At 74.6% G+C, this 19,495-nt stretch carries 15 protein-coding genes and 1 pseudogene; 8 read left to right on the plus strand and 8 right to left on the minus strand.

Going from position 1 to position 19,495, the window contains the following annotated elements:
* Positions 1-10 precede the first annotated feature (10 nt).
* From ACFC1X_RS17665 to lnt, 4 genes are all read right to left on the minus strand, one after another.
* A complete protein-coding gene (locus ACFC1X_RS17665; RefSeq protein ID WP_376354484.1) occupies positions 11-1,981 on the minus strand; it encodes a helix-turn-helix domain-containing protein in 1,971 nt (656 codons plus the stop codon).
* 103 nt (positions 1,982-2,084) lie between these two features.
* Positions 2,085-2,885: a 3-hydroxybutyrate dehydrogenase gene (locus tag ACFC1X_RS17670; RefSeq protein WP_376354487.1), complete on the minus strand. Its 801-nt coding sequence runs from the start codon at positions 2,883-2,885 to the stop codon at positions 2,085-2,087.
* Between the two features lie 55 nt (positions 2,886-2,940).
* Positions 2,941-3,420 carry an NUDIX domain-containing protein gene (locus ACFC1X_RS17675; protein ID WP_376354490.1) on the minus strand — a complete coding sequence of 160 codons (480 nt, stop codon included), beginning with the start codon at positions 3,418-3,420 and terminating at the stop codon, positions 2,941-2,943.
* A gap of 68 nt (positions 3,421-3,488) precedes the next feature.
* Positions 3,489-5,102 (minus strand): apolipoprotein N-acyltransferase, encoded by a 1,614-nt coding sequence (lnt, locus tag ACFC1X_RS17680; protein WP_376354493.1) that lies wholly within the window; start codon positions 5,100-5,102, stop codon positions 3,489-3,491.
* Between the two features lie 321 nt (positions 5,103-5,423).
* On the opposite strand from lnt, the pseudogene ACFC1X_RS17685 reads away from it, so the two are divergent.
* Positions 5,424-6,382, plus strand: a pseudogene (locus ACFC1X_RS17685) (O-antigen ligase family protein).
* Here ACFC1X_RS17685 and ACFC1X_RS17690 read toward each other — a convergent pair.
* Entirely contained in the window at positions 6,336-6,881 is a 546-nt protein-coding gene (locus ACFC1X_RS17690) for a hypothetical protein (protein WP_376354496.1), read from the minus strand. The pseudogene ACFC1X_RS17685 and the gene ACFC1X_RS17690 overlap by 47 nt on opposite strands.
* A gap of 79 nt (positions 6,882-6,960) precedes the next feature.
* Positions 6,961-7,746, minus strand: coding sequence for a glutamate racemase (locus tag ACFC1X_RS17695; RefSeq protein WP_376354498.1), 786 nt, complete (start codon positions 7,744-7,746; stop codon positions 6,961-6,963).
* Positions 7,747-7,821: 75 nt separating this feature from the next.
* Here ACFC1X_RS17695 and ACFC1X_RS17700 point away from each other — a divergent pair, with 75 nt between their 5' ends.
* Complete coding sequence (locus ACFC1X_RS17700; protein WP_376354547.1) at positions 7,822-8,994, plus strand: glycosyltransferase; 1,173 nt, start codon at positions 7,822-7,824, stop codon at positions 8,992-8,994.
* Between the two features lie 28 nt (positions 8,995-9,022).
* Here ACFC1X_RS17700 and ACFC1X_RS17705 read toward each other — a convergent pair whose 3' ends face one another.
* On the minus strand, positions 9,023-10,330 hold the full coding sequence (locus ACFC1X_RS17705) for a TerD family protein (RefSeq protein ID WP_376354501.1): 1,308 nt from the start codon (positions 10,328-10,330) through the stop codon (positions 9,023-9,025).
* Positions 10,331-10,637: 307 nt separating this feature from the next.
* On the opposite strand from ACFC1X_RS17705, the gene ACFC1X_RS17710 reads away from it, so the two are divergent.
* The 4 genes from ACFC1X_RS17710 to ACFC1X_RS17725 all read left to right on the plus strand — a co-directional run bounded on the left by ACFC1X_RS17710 (position 10,638) and on the right by ACFC1X_RS17725 (position 15,266).
* Complete coding sequence (locus tag ACFC1X_RS17710; RefSeq protein WP_376354504.1) at positions 10,638-11,078, plus strand: DUF6643 family protein; 441 nt, start codon at positions 10,638-10,640, stop codon at positions 11,076-11,078.
* Positions 11,079-11,120: 42 nt separating this feature from the next.
* Complete coding sequence (locus tag ACFC1X_RS17715; RefSeq protein ID WP_376354507.1) at positions 11,121-11,948, plus strand: MOSC domain-containing protein; 828 nt, start codon at positions 11,121-11,123, stop codon at positions 11,946-11,948.
* A gap of 168 nt (positions 11,949-12,116) precedes the next feature.
* On the plus strand, positions 12,117-12,719 hold the full coding sequence (locus ACFC1X_RS17720; protein ID WP_376354510.1) for a hypothetical protein: 603 nt from the start codon (positions 12,117-12,119) through the stop codon (positions 12,717-12,719).
* Positions 12,720-12,827: 108 nt separating this feature from the next.
* Entirely contained in the window at positions 12,828-15,266 is a 2,439-nt protein-coding gene (locus tag ACFC1X_RS17725; protein WP_376354513.1) for a right-handed parallel beta-helix repeat-containing protein, read from the plus strand.
* Between the two features lie 43 nt (positions 15,267-15,309).
* On the opposite strand, the gene ACFC1X_RS17730 is transcribed toward ACFC1X_RS17725, so the two are convergent.
* Positions 15,310-17,559, minus strand: a complete 2,250-nt coding sequence (locus tag ACFC1X_RS17730; protein WP_376354550.1) for a hypothetical protein — start codon at positions 17,557-17,559, stop codon at positions 15,310-15,312.
* Between the two features lie 371 nt (positions 17,560-17,930).
* On the opposite strand from ACFC1X_RS17730, the gene ACFC1X_RS17735 reads away from it, so the two are divergent.
* Both ACFC1X_RS17735 and ACFC1X_RS17740 read left to right on the plus strand, forming a co-directional pair.
* Complete coding sequence (locus ACFC1X_RS17735) at positions 17,931-18,755, plus strand: DeoR/GlpR family DNA-binding transcription regulator (RefSeq protein WP_376354516.1); 825 nt, start codon at positions 17,931-17,933, stop codon at positions 18,753-18,755.
* 175 nt (positions 18,756-18,930) lie between these two features.
* Positions 18,931-19,404: an SRPBCC family protein gene (locus tag ACFC1X_RS17740; RefSeq protein ID WP_376354518.1), complete on the plus strand. Its 474-nt coding sequence runs from the start codon at positions 18,931-18,933 to the stop codon at positions 19,402-19,404.
* The last annotated feature ends 91 nt before the right edge of the window (positions 19,405-19,495 follow it).

The raw sequence follows: 19,495 nt of genomic DNA on the forward strand, positions 1-19,495 counted from the left end.
GCGTGCGGGGTCAGTGCTGTGCCGGGAGCGACAGCCGGTGGAGTCTGAGGGCCAGTTGTATCTCCAGTGCGCGGTCGGGGCTCTGCCAGTCGTCGCCCAGGAGGCGGCCCACGCGCTCCAGGCGCTGGGCGACCGTGTTCACGTGGACGTGCAGTTCGTCCTTGGTGCGGGCCGGGCTCATGCCGCAGGCGAAGTAGGCGTCGAGGGTGTGCAGCAGCTCGGTGCCGCGCCGCTCGTCGTAGGCGACGACCTGGCCGATGGTGCGCTCGACGAAACCCGAGACGTTCTGCTCGCCGGCCAGCAGGAGGCCCAGGAAGCCGAAGTCCTCGGCGGCGGCGCCGTCCCCGGAGCGGCCCAGCAGGCCCAGGGCGTCGAGGCAGCGCCGGGCCTCGGTGTAGGCGGCGGCGACGGCGTCGGGGCGGGCGGCGAGGTCCTCCACGGGTGCGGAGGCGCCGACGGTCACGCTCTCGTGGACGGCCCGGCCGAGGTGCCGGGCGGTGCGGCGGGCCAGGTCCGTGGCCCCGTCACCGGCGTCGAGCGGCAGCAGGAGCACCGTGCCGCCGTCCCGGGCGGCGGCCAGGCCGTGCCGGGTCGCGGCGAGGTGGGAGGCGGCGGCCCACAGGCGTCTGCGCGCGTCCGCCTCCTGGTCGGCGTCGGACGCCGCGGTGTCGAGCCGGGCGGCGAGCACGACGTGTGTGGCGGCCAGGTCGGCACGGAGCCGCCGGGCGCGGTCGCCCAGCAGGCGCGGGTCGCGGTCGCGGGCGTCGAGCAGGTCGTCGAGCAGCTCGCCCCGGACGCGCTGCTCGGCCTCGGCGGCGGAGCGCCGGGCGAGCAGCAGCAGCGAGGTGACCATCGCGGCACGCTCGAGGGTGAGCTGGTCGACGGGGTCGAGTCCGGGGTGGCCGCGCAGGACGAGGGCGCCGAGCAGTTCGTCACCGGCGGCGACGGCGGCGATCCAGTCGTCCTCGTGCCGCACCGCGTGCCCCTCGGCGCGGGACACCTCCAGGGCTCGCGGCGGTGCCGAGACGGACTCCGTGAACTCGACGGTGCCGTCGAGGACCTGGGAGACGGCGGCGGCCACGTCGTGCACCCCGCCGCCGCGCAGGACCAGCTCGGTGAGCCGGTCGTGGACGTCGGAGGCGCGCTCGATGACGGCGCTGCGGTCCCGGATGATCTCGTTGGCCCGCTCCAGGCCGGCCAGGGCCGAGCGGGTCTCGGCTAGCAGGTTGGCGGTGTCGATGGCGGCTGCCGCGAGGGCGGCGAAGGAGCCGAGCAGGGCGATCTGCTCACGTTCGAAGACCCGGGCCCGCCGGTCCGCGGCGAAGAGCACGCCGATGACGTGGTGGCCGAGCATGAGGGGGACGCCGAGGATGGCGACCAGGCCCTCGTCGCTCACGCCCGCGTCGATGGTGCGGGTGTGCTGGAAGCGGGCGTCCTTGAAGTAGTCGTCGGTGACGTAGGGCCGGGCGGTCTGGGCGACGAGGCCGCCGAGTCCTTCCCCCATGCCGAGCCGCAACTGCTGGAAGCGGGCGGCGACCGAGCCCTCGGTGACCCGCATGTAGGTGTCGCCGCGGGCCGCGTCATGGAGGCTGAGGTAGGTCACGTCGGTGCCGAGCAGGGAACGGGCCCGCTGCACGATCGCCCGCAGCACCGCGTCCAGGTCGCGCAGCCCGGCGAGGTCGTGGGCCGTCTCGAACAGGGCGGACAGCTCCGCCTCCCGCCTGCGCCGGCCCTCCAGCTCGGAGCGCACGCGCAGCGCGAGGCGCTTGGCCCGGTCGAGCGCGTCGATCCGGGCGGCCGGTCCTCCCTCGGCGCGGGCGAGCAGTACCGGCTGCTCGTAGGCGTCGGCGGACGCGCCCCGGGCCAGCAGCTCCAGGAACGGCGTCTCGACGGCGGCGGACGCCGGGGCGTCGCCGTCGCCGGCCGGCGCTCCGGCGTCGTCGGCCGGGCGCTCGGTGGACTGCAGGTGATCGCGGGACATGCTCACAGGATTCCCCATCGCCCGGTCGTCCCGGCAGCCCTGTGGACAACCGCGTCCACAGGGGCCGCCGCCGGGCCGGCCGGTGCGCGGGCGGGGACCGGGCTCAGTGCGCCGTCCAGCCGCCGTCCAGCACGAGTGAGGTGCCGGTGACGAAGGACGCCTGCGGCCCGCACAGGTACGCGACCGCCTCGGCGACCTCGTCCGGTTCGATCAGCCGCCGCACGGCGCTGTCCTGGAGCAGCACGTCGGTGAGCACCTGCTCCTCGGGGATGCCGTGGGCCCGGGCCTGGTCGGCGATCTGCCGCTCGACGAGCGGGGTGCGCACGTAGGAGGGGTTCACGCAGTTCGAGGTGACGCCGTGGGCTGCGCCTTCGAGGGCCGCGGTCTTGGACAGGCCCTCCAGGCCGTGCTTGGCGGCGACGTAGGCCGACTTGTAGGCGGAGGCGCGCAGGCCGTGCACGGAGGAGATGTTGACGATGCGGCCCCAGCCCTGCCCGTACATGTGGGGCAGGGCGCCGCGGATCAGGCGGAAGGGCGCCTCCAGCATCACGGTGAGCACCGTGTGGAAGACGTCCGGGGGGAACTCCTCGATGGGCCGCACCAGCTGGATCCCGGCGTTGTTGACGAGGAGGTCGGTGCCGTCGGCGGCGCGTTCGGCGGCGTCCAGGTCGGTCAGGTCCAGGACCTGGGGCAGGACGCTGCCCGCGAGGTCGGTGCTGCTCTCGGCGAGCGCGTCCAGTCCGGCCGCGTCCCGGTCGACCGCTCTGACCTGGGCCCCGGCGGCGGCCAGGCGCAGGGCGCAGGCACGGCCGATACCCCCGGCGGCGCCGGTGACGAGGGCGGTGCGGCCGTCGAGGTCGAGCGAGGAGGCGTGGGGGGCCGGGAGGACGCTGGGCGAGGTCATGTCCCCGACCCTAGGCAGCGCCCGCCCCGCTCCCCATGTGGGCACGCCCCATACTTCAGTAGGGGGCAGTGGGGTCGAACCATGTGGGTGCGTCGGACAGCGCCTGCTTGATCCTGGCCTGCCCGAACTCCCCCAGGTCCGGCAGCGCGTCCACGGCGAACCAGCCCACCTCCAGCGACTCGTCGTCGTTGACCCGGGCCTCACCGCCCACGGCCCGGCAGCGGAAGGTGACGTCCATGAACTGGCAGACGTCCCCGTTGTCGTACGTCACCGGGTTCAGCGCCTGGACGAGGACCAGCCGCTCGACGACGCACCGGACGGCGGTCTCCTCCTCCACCTCGCGCATCGCGCAGGCGGCGGGCTGCTCGCCGGGCTCGGGGATGCCTCCGATCAGTGACCATCGCCCGTTGTCGGACCGTCGGCCCAGGAGCACCCGGCCCTCGTCGTCGAAGACGACGGCGGTGACTCCGGGGAGCCAGAGCAGTTGCTGTCCGGCGGTGGTGCGCAGGTCGCGGATGAAGTCGGGAGTAGCCATGCGGACGACCCTAACGGGCCACGCCGGCCACTCCCGGCGGTGTCACGGGGCGTGCGACGGGCGTACGGCTACACGTCACGGGCGCGTCGCCCGCGCACACCGGCGCCGACGGCCCAGCCCAGCGCGCCGGCCGCGACCAGCACGAGGGCGATCTCGGGCAGTACGCCCAGCCGGGTGGCCGGCGTCTCGGAGGAGCGCAGGGGCACCTCCTGGACCAGGGAGTCCGCGACGAACATGCCGGTCTTCTGGGTGATCCGGCCGTCCGGCATGATGATCGCGCTGACGCCGCTGGTCACCGGGACCGTGACGGTCCGGCTGTGCTCGACCGCGCGGACGCGGGACATGGCGAGCTGCTGGTAGGTCATCTCGCTGCGGTCGAAGGTCGCGTTGTTGCTGGGTACGGAGATCATCTGGGCGCCGTCGGTGACCTCGGAGCGCACGGCCCAGTCGAAGGCGGCCTCGTAGCAGGTGACCAGGCCGACCTCGGTGCCCGCCATGGTGAACACGCCGGGCTCGGTGCCCCTGCTGAAGTCCCGGCTGACCATGGAGGTCCAGTTGTCGTTGATCGCCCCGATGAGCGAGCGCAGCGGCAGGTACTCGCCGAAGGGCTGGATCTGCCGCTTGTCGTAGGTGTCGACGGGGCCCTTGTCCGGGTCCCAGAGGATCTGCTCGTTGAGGAGCTTGCCGTCCCGTTCGACGACGCCGCCGACCGAGACGGGCGCGCCGATCGCCTTGACGGCCCGGTCGATGACCATGCGCGCGTCGGCGTTGGCGAACGGGTCGATGTCCGAGGAGTTCTCCGGCCAGAGCACGAAGTCGGGGCGGTCCACCTTGCCCGCCTTCACCTCGGCGGCGAGGCGTTCCGTTTCCCGCGCGTGATAGTCGAGTACGGCCCGCCGCTGGGAGTTGAAGTCGAGGCCCGCGCGCGGCACGTTGCCCTGGATCACCGCCACGGTCGCGGTGCCGTCCTCCGCCTCGTCGCTGACCAGCGGGCGGGCGGCGACGGCGGCCACGACGGGGACGGCCACGGCGACGAGGGCCACCGCCGCCGCGCCACGCTGTACCTCGCCGCCCCGGCGCGCCCGAACGGCGAGACGCGCCGCCTCGCAGAGGCCGAAGCCGCACAGGACGACCGCGAAGCCGAGCACCGGCGTACCGCCGAGCGCGGCGAGCGGCAGGAAGACGCCGTCCGCCTGGCCGAAGGCGATCTTGCCCCAGGGGAACCCCTCGAAGGGCACACGCGCGCGTGCGGCCTCCCCCGCGATCCACAGCGCCGCCGCCCACACGGGCCATCCCGGCAGCCTCGACACCGCGGCGACGCCCGCGCCGACCAGCGCGACGAAGAGCGCCTCGATCGCCACCAGGGCGAGCCAGGGGCCGGGGCCGACCTCCACACCGGTCCACACCAGCAGCGGCAGCAGGAAGCCGAGGCCGAAGAGGTAGCCGAGGCCGAGGCCCGCCTTCCAGCCCCGGCCGCGCAGCACCCACCCGAGGACGGCGAAGGCGGGCAGGGCCAGCCACCACAGGGTGCGCGGCGGGAAGCTGACGTAGAGCAGTACTCCGGAGAGCGCGGCTGCGGCGGCCGGGAGGAGGCGCAGGAGCCGTGCGGTGAGCCGGGAGGCGGGCGTGGGCTGCGGCTGTGTCCGGTCCGGCTCGCCGACGGAGGTTGCGGTGGCTGTCACCCCCCGGAGTGTACGGCGGGTGACCGAACCCCGGACAGCACGGTCCGGGGCGGCCGGCGGATGGCCCGCACATGGCCGACGGGTGGCCGGCGACCGATGCCGTGTCGTTTCGGCACAACCGGGCGCCGAGCCGTCCACAATCCGCCGACCAGCCGTTACGGTGTGCCCGAGCCTCGGTCGCCGGGCGGGCGGCGGGGCCCGTCAGGCCGGGGGCGACGGGGGCGGGGGGGCACGGTGGGTTCGAGGGGGACGGCGTCCGCGGGCGCCGCGAGGACGGCTGACGCCGACGGCGGCAGACGCGGCGGGGCCGACACCGCGGGGATGGTGATCCTCGGGGCGTGCGCCTCCTGGTCGCTGATCACGGCGGCGGCGCGCGACGGGCGCCCGGAGGGCGTGCTGCTCGCCGTGCTGGCCGTGGCCGCCGGTTACGCCGCGGGCCGGATCTGCGGGGCGCTGCTCCCGGTCGCCGCCCCCTCGGCCGCGGCGCTGGCCGGGGTGGCGCTCACGGTGGCGGTTCCGCATCTCGCGCCGGGACCGCGGATCACCGCACCGCTCGGGCACGCGGGTGCGACCGCCGCGTTGCTCGCGCTGTCGGCGGGCGCCGCGTGCTGCGGGGCGTGGGCCGCCCGGGCGGCCGTCGTGCGGGTGGCGCTGCGGCTGCTGGCCGTCGGGATCGCCGTGACCGCGGCGGCGATGGGTTCGGCCGTGGGCTGTGTCGCGTGTGCCGTGGTGCTGGTGTGTTCGCTCGCCGCCGGCCGGATGGCCCGCGGCGCGGGGATCGCCGGGCTGGGTGTTGCCACGGGCGTGGTGGCCGGCCTGGGGTGGATGGTCCTGAGCGAACTCGTACCGAACGGTCTCGCCGCCTCCCTGGAGGGGCAGCTGACCGCCCATCGCGTGCAGCTGTGGCGCGACGCGCTGGAGCTGCTGCGCGCGGACGTGGCGTTCGGCGCGGGCCCGGGGCGCTTCGGTGCGCTGAGTCCGACGGCCGCCGGGGCGCCGGTGCCGGACGGCAGGCCGCACTCGGCGCTGTGGCAGCAGGCCGCCGAACAGGGCGTCGTGGGCGTGGTGCTACTGGGCGCGGCCTTCGGCTGGGTGCTGTACGCGCTGTGGCGCTCACCGCGCTGGCGGCGATCGCCGCCGTCGGCAACGCGCTGAGCTTCACGGCTGTGTCGGTGGGCGCGGGGCTCCTCGCGGGGCTGGCCACGTCCCGCCCGCTCGCCGATGACGGTGCGCTCAGTGCGCGGGCTGCCCGGGTGCCTTCGGGCGCAGCCGGTCCGTGATGACCTGGACGGCCGCCTCCGCGTCGTCCACGGTGACCGTGAAGGTGTGCCCGTCGCCCAGCTTGAGGATCAGGCCCTCGCCGCGCCGCACGACCACGGCGGTGCCCTTCTCGGGCCGCCAGCGGTAGCCCCAGCCGCCCCAGTGGCGCGGGGTGACGTGCGGGGCGAACTCGGCCCCGACGACGTGGGACAGGGGGATGCGACGGCGGGGCAGGCCGATGTGGCCGCAGCGCACCTCGAGGCAGTCCTCGTCGACCCGCAGCGCGACGTGCACGAACGCGAGCGTGCCGAACAGCACCAGCAGTCCCGCCGCGATGCAGCCGACGACCGCCATGGTGAGCGGGACGACGCCGGACTCCCAGGCGGAGTCGACGGCCAGGGCGATGCCGAGCGCCATGCAGGCGGCGCCGATGAGCGCCAGGAACCACTGGACCCGGTTGGTGGCACGTCCGGTCCAGATGTCCGGCTGCGGGGTGGTCTCGCCGTGGCGATGCCTCATGGATATGAGGTTACTCATGTTTCGCTGCGCGGGTACCTCGTCGCGCTGGGTGACTGGGCCGTCCGGGCGGGCGGGCCGGTCAGCGGGCCGGTGTGACCGCGCGCAGGAGCCTGCCCTCGGCGTAGGCCAGCGCGGGTGCGGGCAGCGTGCCCTCGCGTCCGCTGAGCAGCACGGTGAGGGTGCCCTCGGCCGGGGCGCCCGGGTCGGGGAAGGCGCCGATCCGGCGCAGCGCCTGGGCGGCGACCGCGCCCGCCGAGCCGTGCAGCACGAGCCGCGGGGCGCCGGGGCGCTGCACGGCGGCGCGAATGCGCTCGGCGACCAGTTCGTAATGGGTGCAGCCCAGGACGACGGTCGTTACGTCGTCGGGGGTGAGGGCCGCCGCGGCGGCGACGGTCGCGGTGATCGCCGCCTCGTCCGCGTGCTCGACGGCATCGGCGAGCCCCGGGCACGGCACCTCGGTGACGGTCGCGTCGCCGCCGAAGTCCGCGATCAGGCCGCGCTGGTAGGGGCTGCCGGTGGTGGCGGGGGTCGCCCAGATCGCCACGGGGCCGCCACCGGCCGCGGCGGGCTTGATCGCCGGTACGGTGCCGACGACGGGCAGCGTGGGCTCCAGCCGGGCGCGCAGCGTGGGCAGCGCGTGCACGGTGGCGGTGTTGCAGCCGATGATCAGGGCGTCGGGGCGGTGCGCGGCGGCGGCCTCGGCCACCGCGAGGGCCCGCCCGGTCAGGTCCTCGGGGGTGCGCGGACCCCAGGGCATGCCGTCGGGGTCCAGGGAGAGGATGAGATCGGCGTCCGGTCGCAGGCGCCGTACCGCGGCGGTGGCCGCCAGCAGACCGATTCCGGAGTCCATGAGCGCGATCTTCACCCGGCCACCATAGACGATGCGCCGTCGAGGGCCGGTGGCGTGGGGCAGACTGCGCACGTGAGCGCCGACGCGTGGATGACCCCGGTGACCGTCGTATCCGCACTGTCCCTCGCGGCCTGGCTGTGGCTGCTGTTCGCCCGGGGCTTCTTCTGGCGTACGGACGTCGGGCTGCCGGCCCGGGAGGAACCCGCTGTCTGGCCCTCGGTGTGCGTCGTCGTCCCGGCGCGGGACGAGGCGGCGATGCTGCCCGCGAGCCTGCCGTCGCTGCTCGCGCAGGACTATCCGGGGCGGGCGGAGGTCTTCCTGATCGACGACGGGAGCACCGACGGCACGGGTGAGCTGGCGTGCGAGCTGGCCCGGCGGCACGAGGGGCTGCCGCTGACCGTGGCCTCGCCCGGGGAGCCGCCCGCCGGCTGGACGGGCAAGCTGTGGGCGGTGCGGCACGGCATCGCCCTGGCACGCGCGCGTGAGCCCGAGTACCTGCTGCTGACCGACGCCGACATCGCGCACGCGCCGGACAGTCTGCGCGAGTTGGTGGCGGCGGGCGGCACCGGCGGTTTCGACGTCGTCTCCCAGATGGCGCGGCTGCGGGTGGCGAGCGGGTGGGAGCGGCTCGTGGTGCCCGCCTTCGTCTACTTCTTCGCGCAGCTCTATCCGTTCCGCTGGATCGGGCGTGAGGGGAGGACCGCGGCGGCGGCCGGCGGCTGTGTGCTGCTGCGGACCGGGACGGCCGAACGGGCGCGGATTCCGGACGCCATCCGGCACGCGGTCATCGACGACGTGGCCCTCGCCCGCGCGGTCAAGGGCTCCGGCGGGCGCGTCTGGCTGGGCCTGGCCGAACGGGTCGACAGCGTGCGTCCCTATCCGCGGCTGCGTGACCTGTGGCGCATGGTCGCGCGCAGCGCGTACGCCCAACTGCGGCACAACCCGCTGGTGCTCGCCGGAACGGTGGCCGGGCTGGCCCTCGTGTACCTGGTGCCGCCGCTCGCGGTCGTCGTCGGCGCGGCGCGGGGCGAGACGGGGGCGGCTCTCCTGGGGGGCGCCGCGTGGCTGGTGATGGCGGGGACGTACACGCCGATGCTGCGCCACTACCGGCAGCCGCTGTGGCTCGCTCCCCTGCTGCCGTTCACCGCGTTCCTCTATCTCCTGATGACGGTCGACTCGGCGGTGCAGCACTACCGGGGGCGGGGTGCGGCGTGGAAGGGCCGCACCTACGCCCGTCCGGACGTCGTGCCCGACGAGGGCTGACGGGCCGGACGGGTCGGACGGGGTCCGTTCACTTGCGGCCGGGGGTCCAGTTCATGCCCCATCCGTAGGCGTGGTCGACGGTGCGCTGCGGGCTCACCCCGCGTTCCGGCACCAGGTACCGGGCCTCGCGCTGTACGACGAGGTCGCTGCCGGTGTTGGTGATCAGCGCGAGGGCGCACACCGTGGAGGGCACGGTGCACTCGTCGAGCGAGAAGTCGACCGGGGCGCCGTACTGCGGCTGGAGGGTGACCGTGGCGTGCAGGTCGGCGAAGGAGCGGGCCCCCTGGTAGATGGTCACGAAGACGAGGATGCGCCGGAAGTACTGCTGGTGGTCGAGGCTGACCGTGAGGTTCTCGCCGGTGGAGACGGCGCCGGTGCGGTCGTCGCCGTCGAGGTGGACGAACGGCGGCCGGTCGAGGGCGCCGAAGGCGTTGCCGAGCGCCTGGACCACGCCCTTGCTGCCGTTGCTGAGTTCGTACAGGGCGCACAGGTCGAGGTCGAGGTCGTCGTGCATGGCGACCGGGCGGCCCAGTTTGCGGGCCCAGCCGGAGAACTGCTTGCGCACCTGCCAGTTGAGGTTGACGCGCAGCGCACCCGAGGTACCGCCCTGCTTGGTCAGCGAGACGGAGGGCGCCGCCTTGGTGAGCGTGACCTTGGTCAGCCGGACCGGCGCGGCGGACGGCGGCGCGGTCGGGGGCGCGGTCGGCGGCGGGGTGGTGACGGCGGGAGGCGTGACCGGAGGAGCGGGAGGTGCCGCGGCGGGCGGCGGAGGCGGCGTGACCGCGGGGGCCGGCGGGACGGGCGCGGGTGCCTGCTGGGGCTCGTCGACCGAGATGCCGTAGTCCGTGGCCAGACCTTCGAGGCCGCTGTCGTAGCCCTGGCCGACGGCGCGGAACTTCCAGGCGCCCTGGCGGCGGTAGAACTCGCCCAGCACGAAGGCCGTCTCCACGGTCGCGCCCGGGTTGTCGAAGCGGGCCACCACGGTGTTCCGGGCCGCGTCGCGGACCTCGACGTAGAGGTCCGGTACCCGTCCGAACGAGCCGCCGTCCGAGGAGGCGGCGAGGATGACGGTCTCGATCGCGGGCTCCACGCGCGCGAGGTCGACGTGGAGGCTGTCGGTCACTCGCCCGCCGGCGTCTTGCTTGCCCTCGTGCCGGACCGCGCCGGAGGAGTGCGCGGGCTGGTTGTAGAAGACGAAGTCCGCGTCGGAACGCACCTTCCCGCCCACCAGGAGCAGGGCGGACGCGTCCGCGTCGGGGACGCCGGGGCCGGATCGCCAGCCCAGTTCGACCCGCAGCGCCGTCGTCGGCACCGGGGTGTTCGATCCTTTCGACATGGACATGTCCGCCCCCATCAGGTGTCACCGGGCCGGGCCGCGTCCCGGCGCTTCGTCGCGTTCTCCGCGCCCAACCTATTCTCCCGGCCGTCCGTCCCACGCGCGGAGTGCGACGAGAGGTTCGGCGAGATGTTCGGCCAACCGCCGGTAACCCGCTCGGAACACGGCCTTTACCTCAAAAGCGCGCGGCATGACGCCCCATTTTGCCAAGTTCGCTCGCATTGGGGATACCGGGTCAGTGCGGACACGGAAAACAACCCTCTTATCGGTCTCCCCAACCAGCACATCGTGGGCTTAACTTATGGCCATGACCTCCCCCCGCTCCACTTATGGCGGCGGCTACTACTCCGCCTCCTTCCCGGACACCCCGATCTACGACTCGCTCGTGGCCGAACGGGGCACACCGCAGATCGCCCCGATCCGGGTCCCCGCGGCGTACGACGTGCCGAGCAGTCATCTGCCCGCGCTCCCGTCCGCCCTGCCCGCCCTCCCCGCGGGTCCCTCTCAGTCCTCCTACGGCTACCCGCAGCAGGCGCCGCAGCCCGCGCCCCTGCAGCAGGCCCCCGCCGCGTACATCCCCCACCAGGCGACCGCGCCGCGCGGGTACCCCGGTCCCCAGTACCAGCAGCAGCCCCGTCCGGCGGCGCCCGGCCCCGCGGGTTACGAGGCGATGCGCCCCGCGACTCCCCGGCCGGCCCCCGCGCCGTACCAGGACCCGTACAACCAGCAGCAGTACCGCGGCTACTGAGCCGTCCCCCGGATCGTCGGTGCCACCTGGCACGATGGCGTCATGGGGAACGCGCGACTGCAGTTGATCCACGTCCATCCGGTCAAGGCGTTCCGGAGCCTGTCGCTCCGGGAGGTCGTCATGGAGCCCTGGGGGCCGGCCGGAGACCGACGCTGGATGCTGATCGACGACGGGGGAAAGGTCGTCACGCAACGCAAGCAGCCGCGTCTCGCCCTGGCCGCCGCCGAGCTCCTGCCCGGCGGCGGCGTCCGGCTGTCCGCACCCGGCATGGAGCCGCTCACGGTGCCGGCACCGCGCGGGGCGGTGACCGTCCCGGCTCAGCTCTTCCGTGACAAGGTCGAGGTCCTGCCCGCCGATGACGCGGCCGCGCACGACTGGTGCAGCGCCTTCCTCGGGGCGGAGGTTCGGCTGGTGCACCTGGACGATCCCGCGACCCGCCGGCCCGTGGATCCCCGGTACGCGCTGCCGGGCGAGACCGTCACCTTCGCCGACGGCTTCCCGCTGCTGCTCACGACGACGGCGTCCCTGGACGCCCTCAACTCCCTGATCGCGGGCGGCCCGCACGCCGCCGACGGCCCCCTGCCCATGAACCGCTTCCGGCCGAACCTGGTCGTCTCCGGCACCGAACCGTGGGCGGAGGACGGCTGGTCCCGCGTCGCCGTCGGCGAGGTCGTCCTGCGGGTCGCCAAGCCCTGCGGGCGCTGTGTCGTGACCACCACCGACCAGGCGACCGCCGGACGCGGCGCGGAGCCCCTGCTCACCCTCGGACGGCACCGCCGCGTCGACGGCAAGCTGGTCTTCGGGCAGAACCTGGTCCCGGTAGGCCGCGGCACGGTCCGGGTCGGCGACCCGGTGCGGATCATCGACTGACGTGTCACGGCCCGGGGGCGGGATCCGGACACCGGCCGGGATCCGGACACCGGCGCGGAGCCGGGAACCCGTTCCACGATCCGGGCGTTGGGCTGTGTGAGACGTTCATGAGAATCAGGCCGGGACGGGCCGGCCGGGAGGTGGCGGGGAGCGGGAAAGGGGGCGGACGTGCGGGCGATCCGGGGGCTGTGGCGCTGGCGGCGCAATCCGCTGTGCCGCGCGACCGACCTGGCCGAGGCATGGGTGGCACTGGCGGGGCTGTTGCTGATCGTGTCCGTGGCGCCGTTGCTCGGGGTACTCGCGGGCGGCGCCGCCCAGGACACCCTCCAGCGGTCGGTGCGCGAACAGCACGAGTCCCGGCACCGGGTGACGGCCACCGTGGTGCGTCCCGAGGAGCGCTCCACCCTGGCCGTCGACCCGGAGGGCGCCGGTGAGAGCCTGCGCAGCCGCGTCCTCGCCGACTGGACCGGGCCGGACGGATCCCGGCACGAAGGCTCCGTCACGGTCGGCATCGACGACCCCGACCCCGGCGACCGGTTCGGGCTGTGGACGGACGAGCGGGGCCGCGCGGTGGCCCGCCCGCTGGACGGCGCGACGGCGGCCACGCACGCCGTGCTCGCCGGGATCGGCGCCGCGTTGGCGGCGGTGGCCCTGGTCGAGGCCGGCCGGCGGATGGCCGTCTGGCGCATGGTCCGCGGCCGGTACGCGCGTTGGGAGCGGGAGTGGGAGCGGGCGGGCCCGGACTGGGGCAGGACCGGCACGGGCAGCTGACGGGCTTCCGGCTCCGGTCAACTCACCACCTGCGCGCACGCTACGGTGGACCGGCCGAAGCGAATCGGCGACAACCCGCGTACGACGAGGTGGGGGCACAGCAACGCCATGGCACAGGGCACGGTCCAGGTGACGCACACCGGCACCTCGCGGTGGCGGCGCCGCACAGGTGAGTACGCATCGCTCGCCGCCGCCCTGGAGGCCGCGGCCGAGGGTGACGTCCTCACCGTCGCCCCGGGGACCTACCGGGAGAACCTCGTCGTCCAGCGGGCGGTGACCCTGCGGGGTCCCGAGGGCGGCCAGGGTTCGGTGCGGATCGCGCCCGTCGACGGCGTCCCGCTGACCGTGCGCGCCTCGGCGGTGATCCAGGACCTGCACGTGGAGGGCCAGGACGCGGCGGCGCCCGCGGTGCTCGTCGAGGACGGTACGCCGGAGCTGCTGGGCCTGAGAGTGATCGCGCGTTCCGCCTCCGGGATGGAGGTGCGCGGCAGCGCGCGGCCCACGGTGCGGCGCTGCGTCGTCGACAATCCGGCCGGTGTCGGCATCGCCGTCCTGGACGGCGGAGGCGGCGTGTTCGAGGAGTGCGAGGTCGTCTCGGCCGGGCAGGCGGGCGTCGCGGTGCGCTCCGGCGCACACCCCCGGCTGGAGCGCTGCCGTGTGCACCATGCCGCGGGTTCCGGGCTGACCGCGACGGGCGAGGGCTCCGCGCTGGAGGCCGTGGGCTGCGAGGTGTACGAGGTCCGGGGCAGCGGAGTGCAGGTCACGGGCCGGGCCACCGCGCACCTGACCGACTGCGACGTGCACCGCACCACCGGCGACGGCGTCACCCTGGACACGGACGCCGTGCTCACCCTCGCCGACTGCCGTATCCACGACATCCCTGAGAACGCGGTCGACCTGCGCTCCCGTTCCGTCCTCACCCTGACCCGCACCACCGTGCGGCAGTTCGGCCGCAACGGCCTGTCGGTGTGGGACCCGGGCACGCGGGTGGACGCCAACCAGTGCGAGATCTTCGACAGCACGGGCGACTACCCGGCCGTGTGGGTCAGCGACGGCGCCACCGCGGTGCTCGACTCCTGCCGGGTGCACGACGTACCGGACGCGCTGTTCGTCCTGGACCGCGGCTCCCGCGCGGACGTCGTCGACAGCGACCTGTCCCAGGTGCGCAACACGGCGGTCTCGGTGAGCGACGGCGCCACCGCGCAGCTCGACGACTGCCGCATCCGGGACGCGGCCACGGGCGCGTGGTTCCGCGACCACGGCAGCGGCGGCACCCTCAACAACTGCACGCTGGACGGCAACCGCACCGGCGTGATCGTCACCAAGGGCGCCGACCCCACGATCGAACGCTGCACGGTCGACTCCCCCTCGGAGGCCGGTGTCTACGTGTCGGCCGGCGGCCGCGGCAGCTTCCTGAACTGCCGGGTGACCGGCAGCGCGGGCTACGGCTTCCATGTGATCGACGGCTGCCGTACGACACTCAAGAAGTGCCGCACGGAGCGGTGCGCGCGCGGCGGGTACGAGTTCGCGGAGGGCGGCCCGGACAGCGCGTACGACTCCGGTCCGCTCGTCGAGGACTGCACCAGCGACGAGAGCGGCGGCGCGGCGGCGCCCGCCCCGGCGGAGCCAGTCGTGCAGACGGTGAGCCAGTCCCCCGGGCTGCTGGGCTCGATCCCCGGACAGCGCACCACCGAGCAGGAGCCCCTGATCGCGGCCGTCGCCCCGCAGGAGCCCGCGCGGACCTCGAAGGCGGTGCTCGGCGAACTGGACGCCCTGGTCGGCCTGGACAGCGTCAAGCGCGAGGTACGGGCCCTGACCGACATGATCGAGGTGGGCCGGCGTCGGCAGCAGGCCGGCCTGAAGGCCGCGTCGGTCAAGCGGCACCTGGTCTTCACCGGCTCCCCGGGCACCGGCAAGACGACGGTCGCCCGGCTGTACGGCGAGATCCTCGCCTCCCTCGGCGTGCTGGACAAGGGGCACCTCGTCGAGGTCTCCCGCGTGGACCTGGTCGGCGAGCACATCGGCTCCACGGCGATCCGCACCCAGGAGGCGTTCCAGCGGGCGCACGGCGGAGTGCTGTTCATCGACGAGGCGTACGCGCTCTCCCCCGAGGACGCGGGCCGGGACTTCGGCAAGGAGGCCATCGACACGCTGGTCAAGCTCATGGAGGACCAGCGCGACTCGGTGGTGGTGATCGTCGCGGGCTACACGGCCGAGATGGAGCGCTTCCTCTCGGTCAACCCGGGTGTGGCGTCCCGTTTCTCACGGACCATCACCTTCGGCGACTACGCCCCCGAGGAGCTGCTGCGGATCGTCGAGCAGCAGGCCGACGAGCACGAGTACCGGCTGGCCCCCGGCACGGCCGAGGCGCTGACGCAGTACTTCACGGCGATCCCCAAGGGCCCCGCCTTCGGCAACGGCCGCACCGCCCGCCAGACCTTCGAGGCCATGGTGGAACGGCACGCGAGCCGGGTGGCCCAGCTGGCCGATCCCAGCACGGACGACCTGACCCTGCTGTACGCCGACGACCTGCCCGAGCTGCCGTGACGGACCCGACGCCCGGGCGACTACGGGAATTGTCAGACAGGTCCTAGCAGGCCCCAGTGGCGTCGTCCGCCGCCGGAACGGACGCGGGGCCCCCGGTGTGGCGGGGTGCCGGCACTTCCGGTCGGAGCCGGGCCAGCAGCCGCCCGCGCTCCTCGGCGAAGACCGGGTCGGCCTGGTAGTCGGAGTGGCCGAGGACCGGCGCGGGCAGCGGATGGAGTTCGGTGCGGCCGTACGTCAGCGGGTCCTTGAGTGGCGCGCGGTCCACCGCCGGGCCCGAGTCGCCGGGCAGCCGCACCGGTCCGCCGATGGGGTCGGTGCGGCGGTACAGGTTGCGCCAGCAGTCGACCTCCCGGTGCAGCGAGGCGAGCGCCTCCGGTCCGAAGTGGGCCGGGAACCAGCGGCCGTACAGCCGCTCCAGCGGGGAACCGTAGGTGAGCAGGGCGACCCGTCTGCGAGCGGCCGGCTCCAGTTGCCAGGACGCGGCGGCGGCGAGGACGCTGCCCTGCGAGTGCCCGGAGATGACCAGCCGTCCGCCGGTGGCGCGGGTCCAGGTCGCCATCCGCCAGGTCAGGTCGGGCACGGCGCGCTCGGCGTAGCAGGGCGGTGCGAAGGGGTGGGCGGCGCGCGGCCAGAAGGTGCCGACGTCCCACAGGATGCCGATGGTGCGCCGCGCGGAGGTGTCCTTGTAGGCACGCCTGCCCCAGGTCACGAACAGTATGAAGCCGAGGCCGATCAGCCAGGAGCCCAGCGCCTGCGCGGTCTGCGCGGCACCGTGCACGACGGCGTACGTGCCGCGCGCCGCCTCACCGGGCACCTGGTCGGTCGTCAGGGCACCCACCAGGGCTCCGGCGCCCAGCAGCAGGGTGGCGGCGGAGGTGATGGCGACGAGCAGCGGCGCCCGGTCGGTGAGGGTGGCCGTCGCGCGGGCCAGCGCGATGCGCCGGGTGCGCCCGGGATCCCCGGCCTCCCCCGCGTGGTCGCCCTCCACGGCGTCCCGTTCGGCGCGGGCGAGGCCCCAGGTGTGCCGGGCCAGCGCGGCGCACAGCAGCAGCACGACGACGAGGAGCGGCGGGATGACGGACGCCTGCCAGGTCAGCAGGACGGGCGGACCGTCCAGGAAGGTGCCGGTGCCGTCCATCCAGTCCGAGACGCGCTGGGCGACGCCGCCGGACATGAAGCCCCCCAGGGCGCAGGCCAGCATGACGACGGCGGGTCCGCCGAGGCCGCGGATCGCCGCGCGGGCGTCGGGGAGGCTGCGGTGGAGCAGGTGCGCGACCACGGCGAGGGCGATGACCAGCAGGCCCTGCGTCAGGGCGATGCCGCCGAAGGCCATGTCACCGGGCAGCCGGCCGGCCGACGCCCACCCCGGGCGGTCCCAGCCGCCGTACAGCAGGGCGAGGACGAACAGGACGAGGGCGGCGAGCGGCAGACGCCGTACGAGGTGGCGGTCGAGGCGCCGGTCGAGGCGGTTCTCGCTGCGGCCCCGGCGGCAGACGACCACGACCACGGCGACGGCACCGGCGGCCAGTGCCCCCTGGAGGAGCCATCCCAGCGCGTCCAGCGCCGCGGGTCCGCCCGGCCGGCGGTCGAAGCGGGCCGCGGGCGCGCCGACCGCCACCGCGATGGTCAGCAGCCCGGCGGCGGTGTGCGCGGCGCGCAGCCGGGCCACCAGGCGGCGCCCGTACCAGAAGCCCGGCCGGCCGAGGGCCGTGTGGCCGGGGCCCTGCTCGGGGTCGGACTCGCGGTCCATCGGCTGCTGCGACTCGTACGCCCGCCAGGTGCGCAGCGACAGGTACCACAGCAGGCCGGTGAGGGCGGCGGGCACCGCGGCCGCGAGGGCGAGCCTGCGGCCGGGCGCGCTCCACCAGCCGCCGTCGGAGACCACCGGCGACAGGAAGCCCACCCAGGAGTGGCGCTCGGCGCACACGCGCGTGCCCGCGCACTGCCAGGCCACGAGGTCGAGCGCGACCTCGCAGGCGGCGGCGACCAGCAGCACCGTCAGGGTGAGCCCCGCGAGCCGCACCAGCAGCCCGTAGAGCCGTACCGTGCGGATCCGGCCGCTCGCGGCGGGCCGCATCCAGTGGGCGAGGTTGACCACCATGAACGGCAGGAGCAGCAGCCATAGGGCGCGGGTGCCGTTGCCGGAGGTGAGGTTGCACCAGACGTAGGCCTCGGGCACCGGCCTGCCGCGGTAGTCCTTGGGCCGGGACTCCGCGTCGATGTCCTCCGCGCGCCGGAAGACGGCCGCGACGTGGTCGCCGGTGATCCGCACGGTCCGCGGGTCGTCCAGCATCTCGGCGGGCGTGGTGCCGCCCACTCCGTGCACCAGGAGTTCCAGGGCGGTGCCGGATCTCCCGTCCCGCTGCTCGGCCTGTTCCACTGTCCGCACTCCCCCGTGACGCGCCGTCGGCTCTGTCCGTGCGGGCACAAGGATCTCCGTTCGGCGCGCTCCGCACACCCTTCGGCACGGAATCTCCCCGAACCGTGTGACGAGTGATGCCATGACGGGACGCGGGTGACATGTGCGCGACGGGTGGGCGGTGGCGCGGCCGGCGGTGCGGCGTGCGAGGATGGGACGTCCGCGCACGGGTGCGGGGAGAAGTCCTCATCAGAGCGCGTGCGGCGGCGGGTCGGACGGTTTGCGGCGAAAGGACCGAAGCGTACGTGAGTGAGAATCCGAACCTCCTCGCGGAGCAGCGGCGCGCCCTGATCCTCGACGAGGTGCGCCGCCGGGGCGGGGTCCGGGTCAACGAGCTGACCCGCAAGCTCGGCGTGTCGGACATGACGGTCCGCCGTGACCTGGACGCGCTGGCCCGGCAGGGTGTGCTGGAGAAGGTGCACGGCGGCGCGGTCCCGGTGGCGGAGGCGAGCACGCACGAGCCGGGCTTCGAGGCCAAGTCGGGTCTGGAGCCGACGGCCAAGGAGGACATCGCGCGGGCCGCGGCGGAACTGGTCGCGCCGGGCGCCGCGATCGCCCTGTCGGGCGGTACGACGACGTACGCGCTCGCGCACCGGCTGGTGGACGTGCCGGACCTGACGGTGGTCACGAACTCGGTGCGGGTGGCCGACGTGTTCCACGCGGCGCAGCGCACGTCGGGGAGCCGGCCGGGTGCGGCCACGGTGGTGCTCACCGGCGGGGTGCGCACCCCCTCGGACTCGCTGGTGGGCCCGGTGGCCGACCAGGCGATCGCCACGCTCCACTTCGACGTGCTCTTCCTCGGCGTGCACGGGATATCGGCCGAGGCCGGCCTGTCCACGCCGAACCTGGCGGAGGCCGAGACCAACCGGCGGCTGGTGCAGTCCGCTCGGCGTGTCGTGGTGGTCGCGGACCACACCAAGTGGGGTGTCGTGGGCCTGAGTTCCTTCGCGACGCTGGAGCAGGTGGACACGCTGGTGACCGACGGCGGCCTGTCGGCGGACGCCCGCGCGGAGGTCGCCGAGCACCTCGGGCTGGTCGTGGCGGGCGAGCCGGAGCCGACGACCGACTGATCCGGGATACGCGGACGCCGTCGGCGCTCCCGGCGCCCCGCGTCCGTGTCGCCCCGTGCCTCGCGTGCGCCGTCCGTCCCGTCAGGCCCCGCTGACACCGGCCGCGCCCCCGGCTATCGTGGCGCCACTCGGCCGATCGTCCGCATGCGCCGCCGCGTACAAGGGGGTTGTGTCCATGGCTCACCGTCTGCGTCCGGTGGGTCTCGACTTCGTCGAGACGGCGCCGGTGCGTCTGGTCTTCGCGCGGGAGATCTCCGCCGCTCCCGACGCGGTCTTCCGCGCGCTCGCCGAGGACGTGGCGGGCTGGCCCACGTGGTTCTCGGCGGTGACGTTCGCCCGGCCCATCGGTGAGGACGCGGGGCGCGAGGTCAGGCTCCGCGGCGGGACGCGCTTCGTCGAGACGGTCCTGACGGCCGAGCGGCCCGAGGTGTACGCCTATCGCGTGGACGTCACCAACGCGCCCGGCGCCCGGGCGATGGCCGAGGAGTGGCGGCTGACGCCGGCCGGGACGGGCACGCGCGTGCAGTGGACGTTCGCGGCGGACGGTACGGCCCTGTTCCGTCTCGTGCTGGGCCGGGCGCGCCCGGGGCTGGGGCGGTCCTTCCGGGGCGCGGTCACCGCGCTGGACCGGCGGCTGACCCGTTCCTAGTGATCTGGTTCGGAGATGCGTGAGCAGTAGCGGCAGATGCGGTCGAGGATCTGGTCGGCGGTCTTGGTCCACTTGAAAGGCCGGGCATCGT

Origin of the sequence: Streptomyces sp. NPDC056128 (assembly GCF_042263835.1) — a bacterium.
GTDB lineage: Bacteria > Actinomycetota > Actinomycetes > Streptomycetales > Streptomycetaceae > Streptomyces.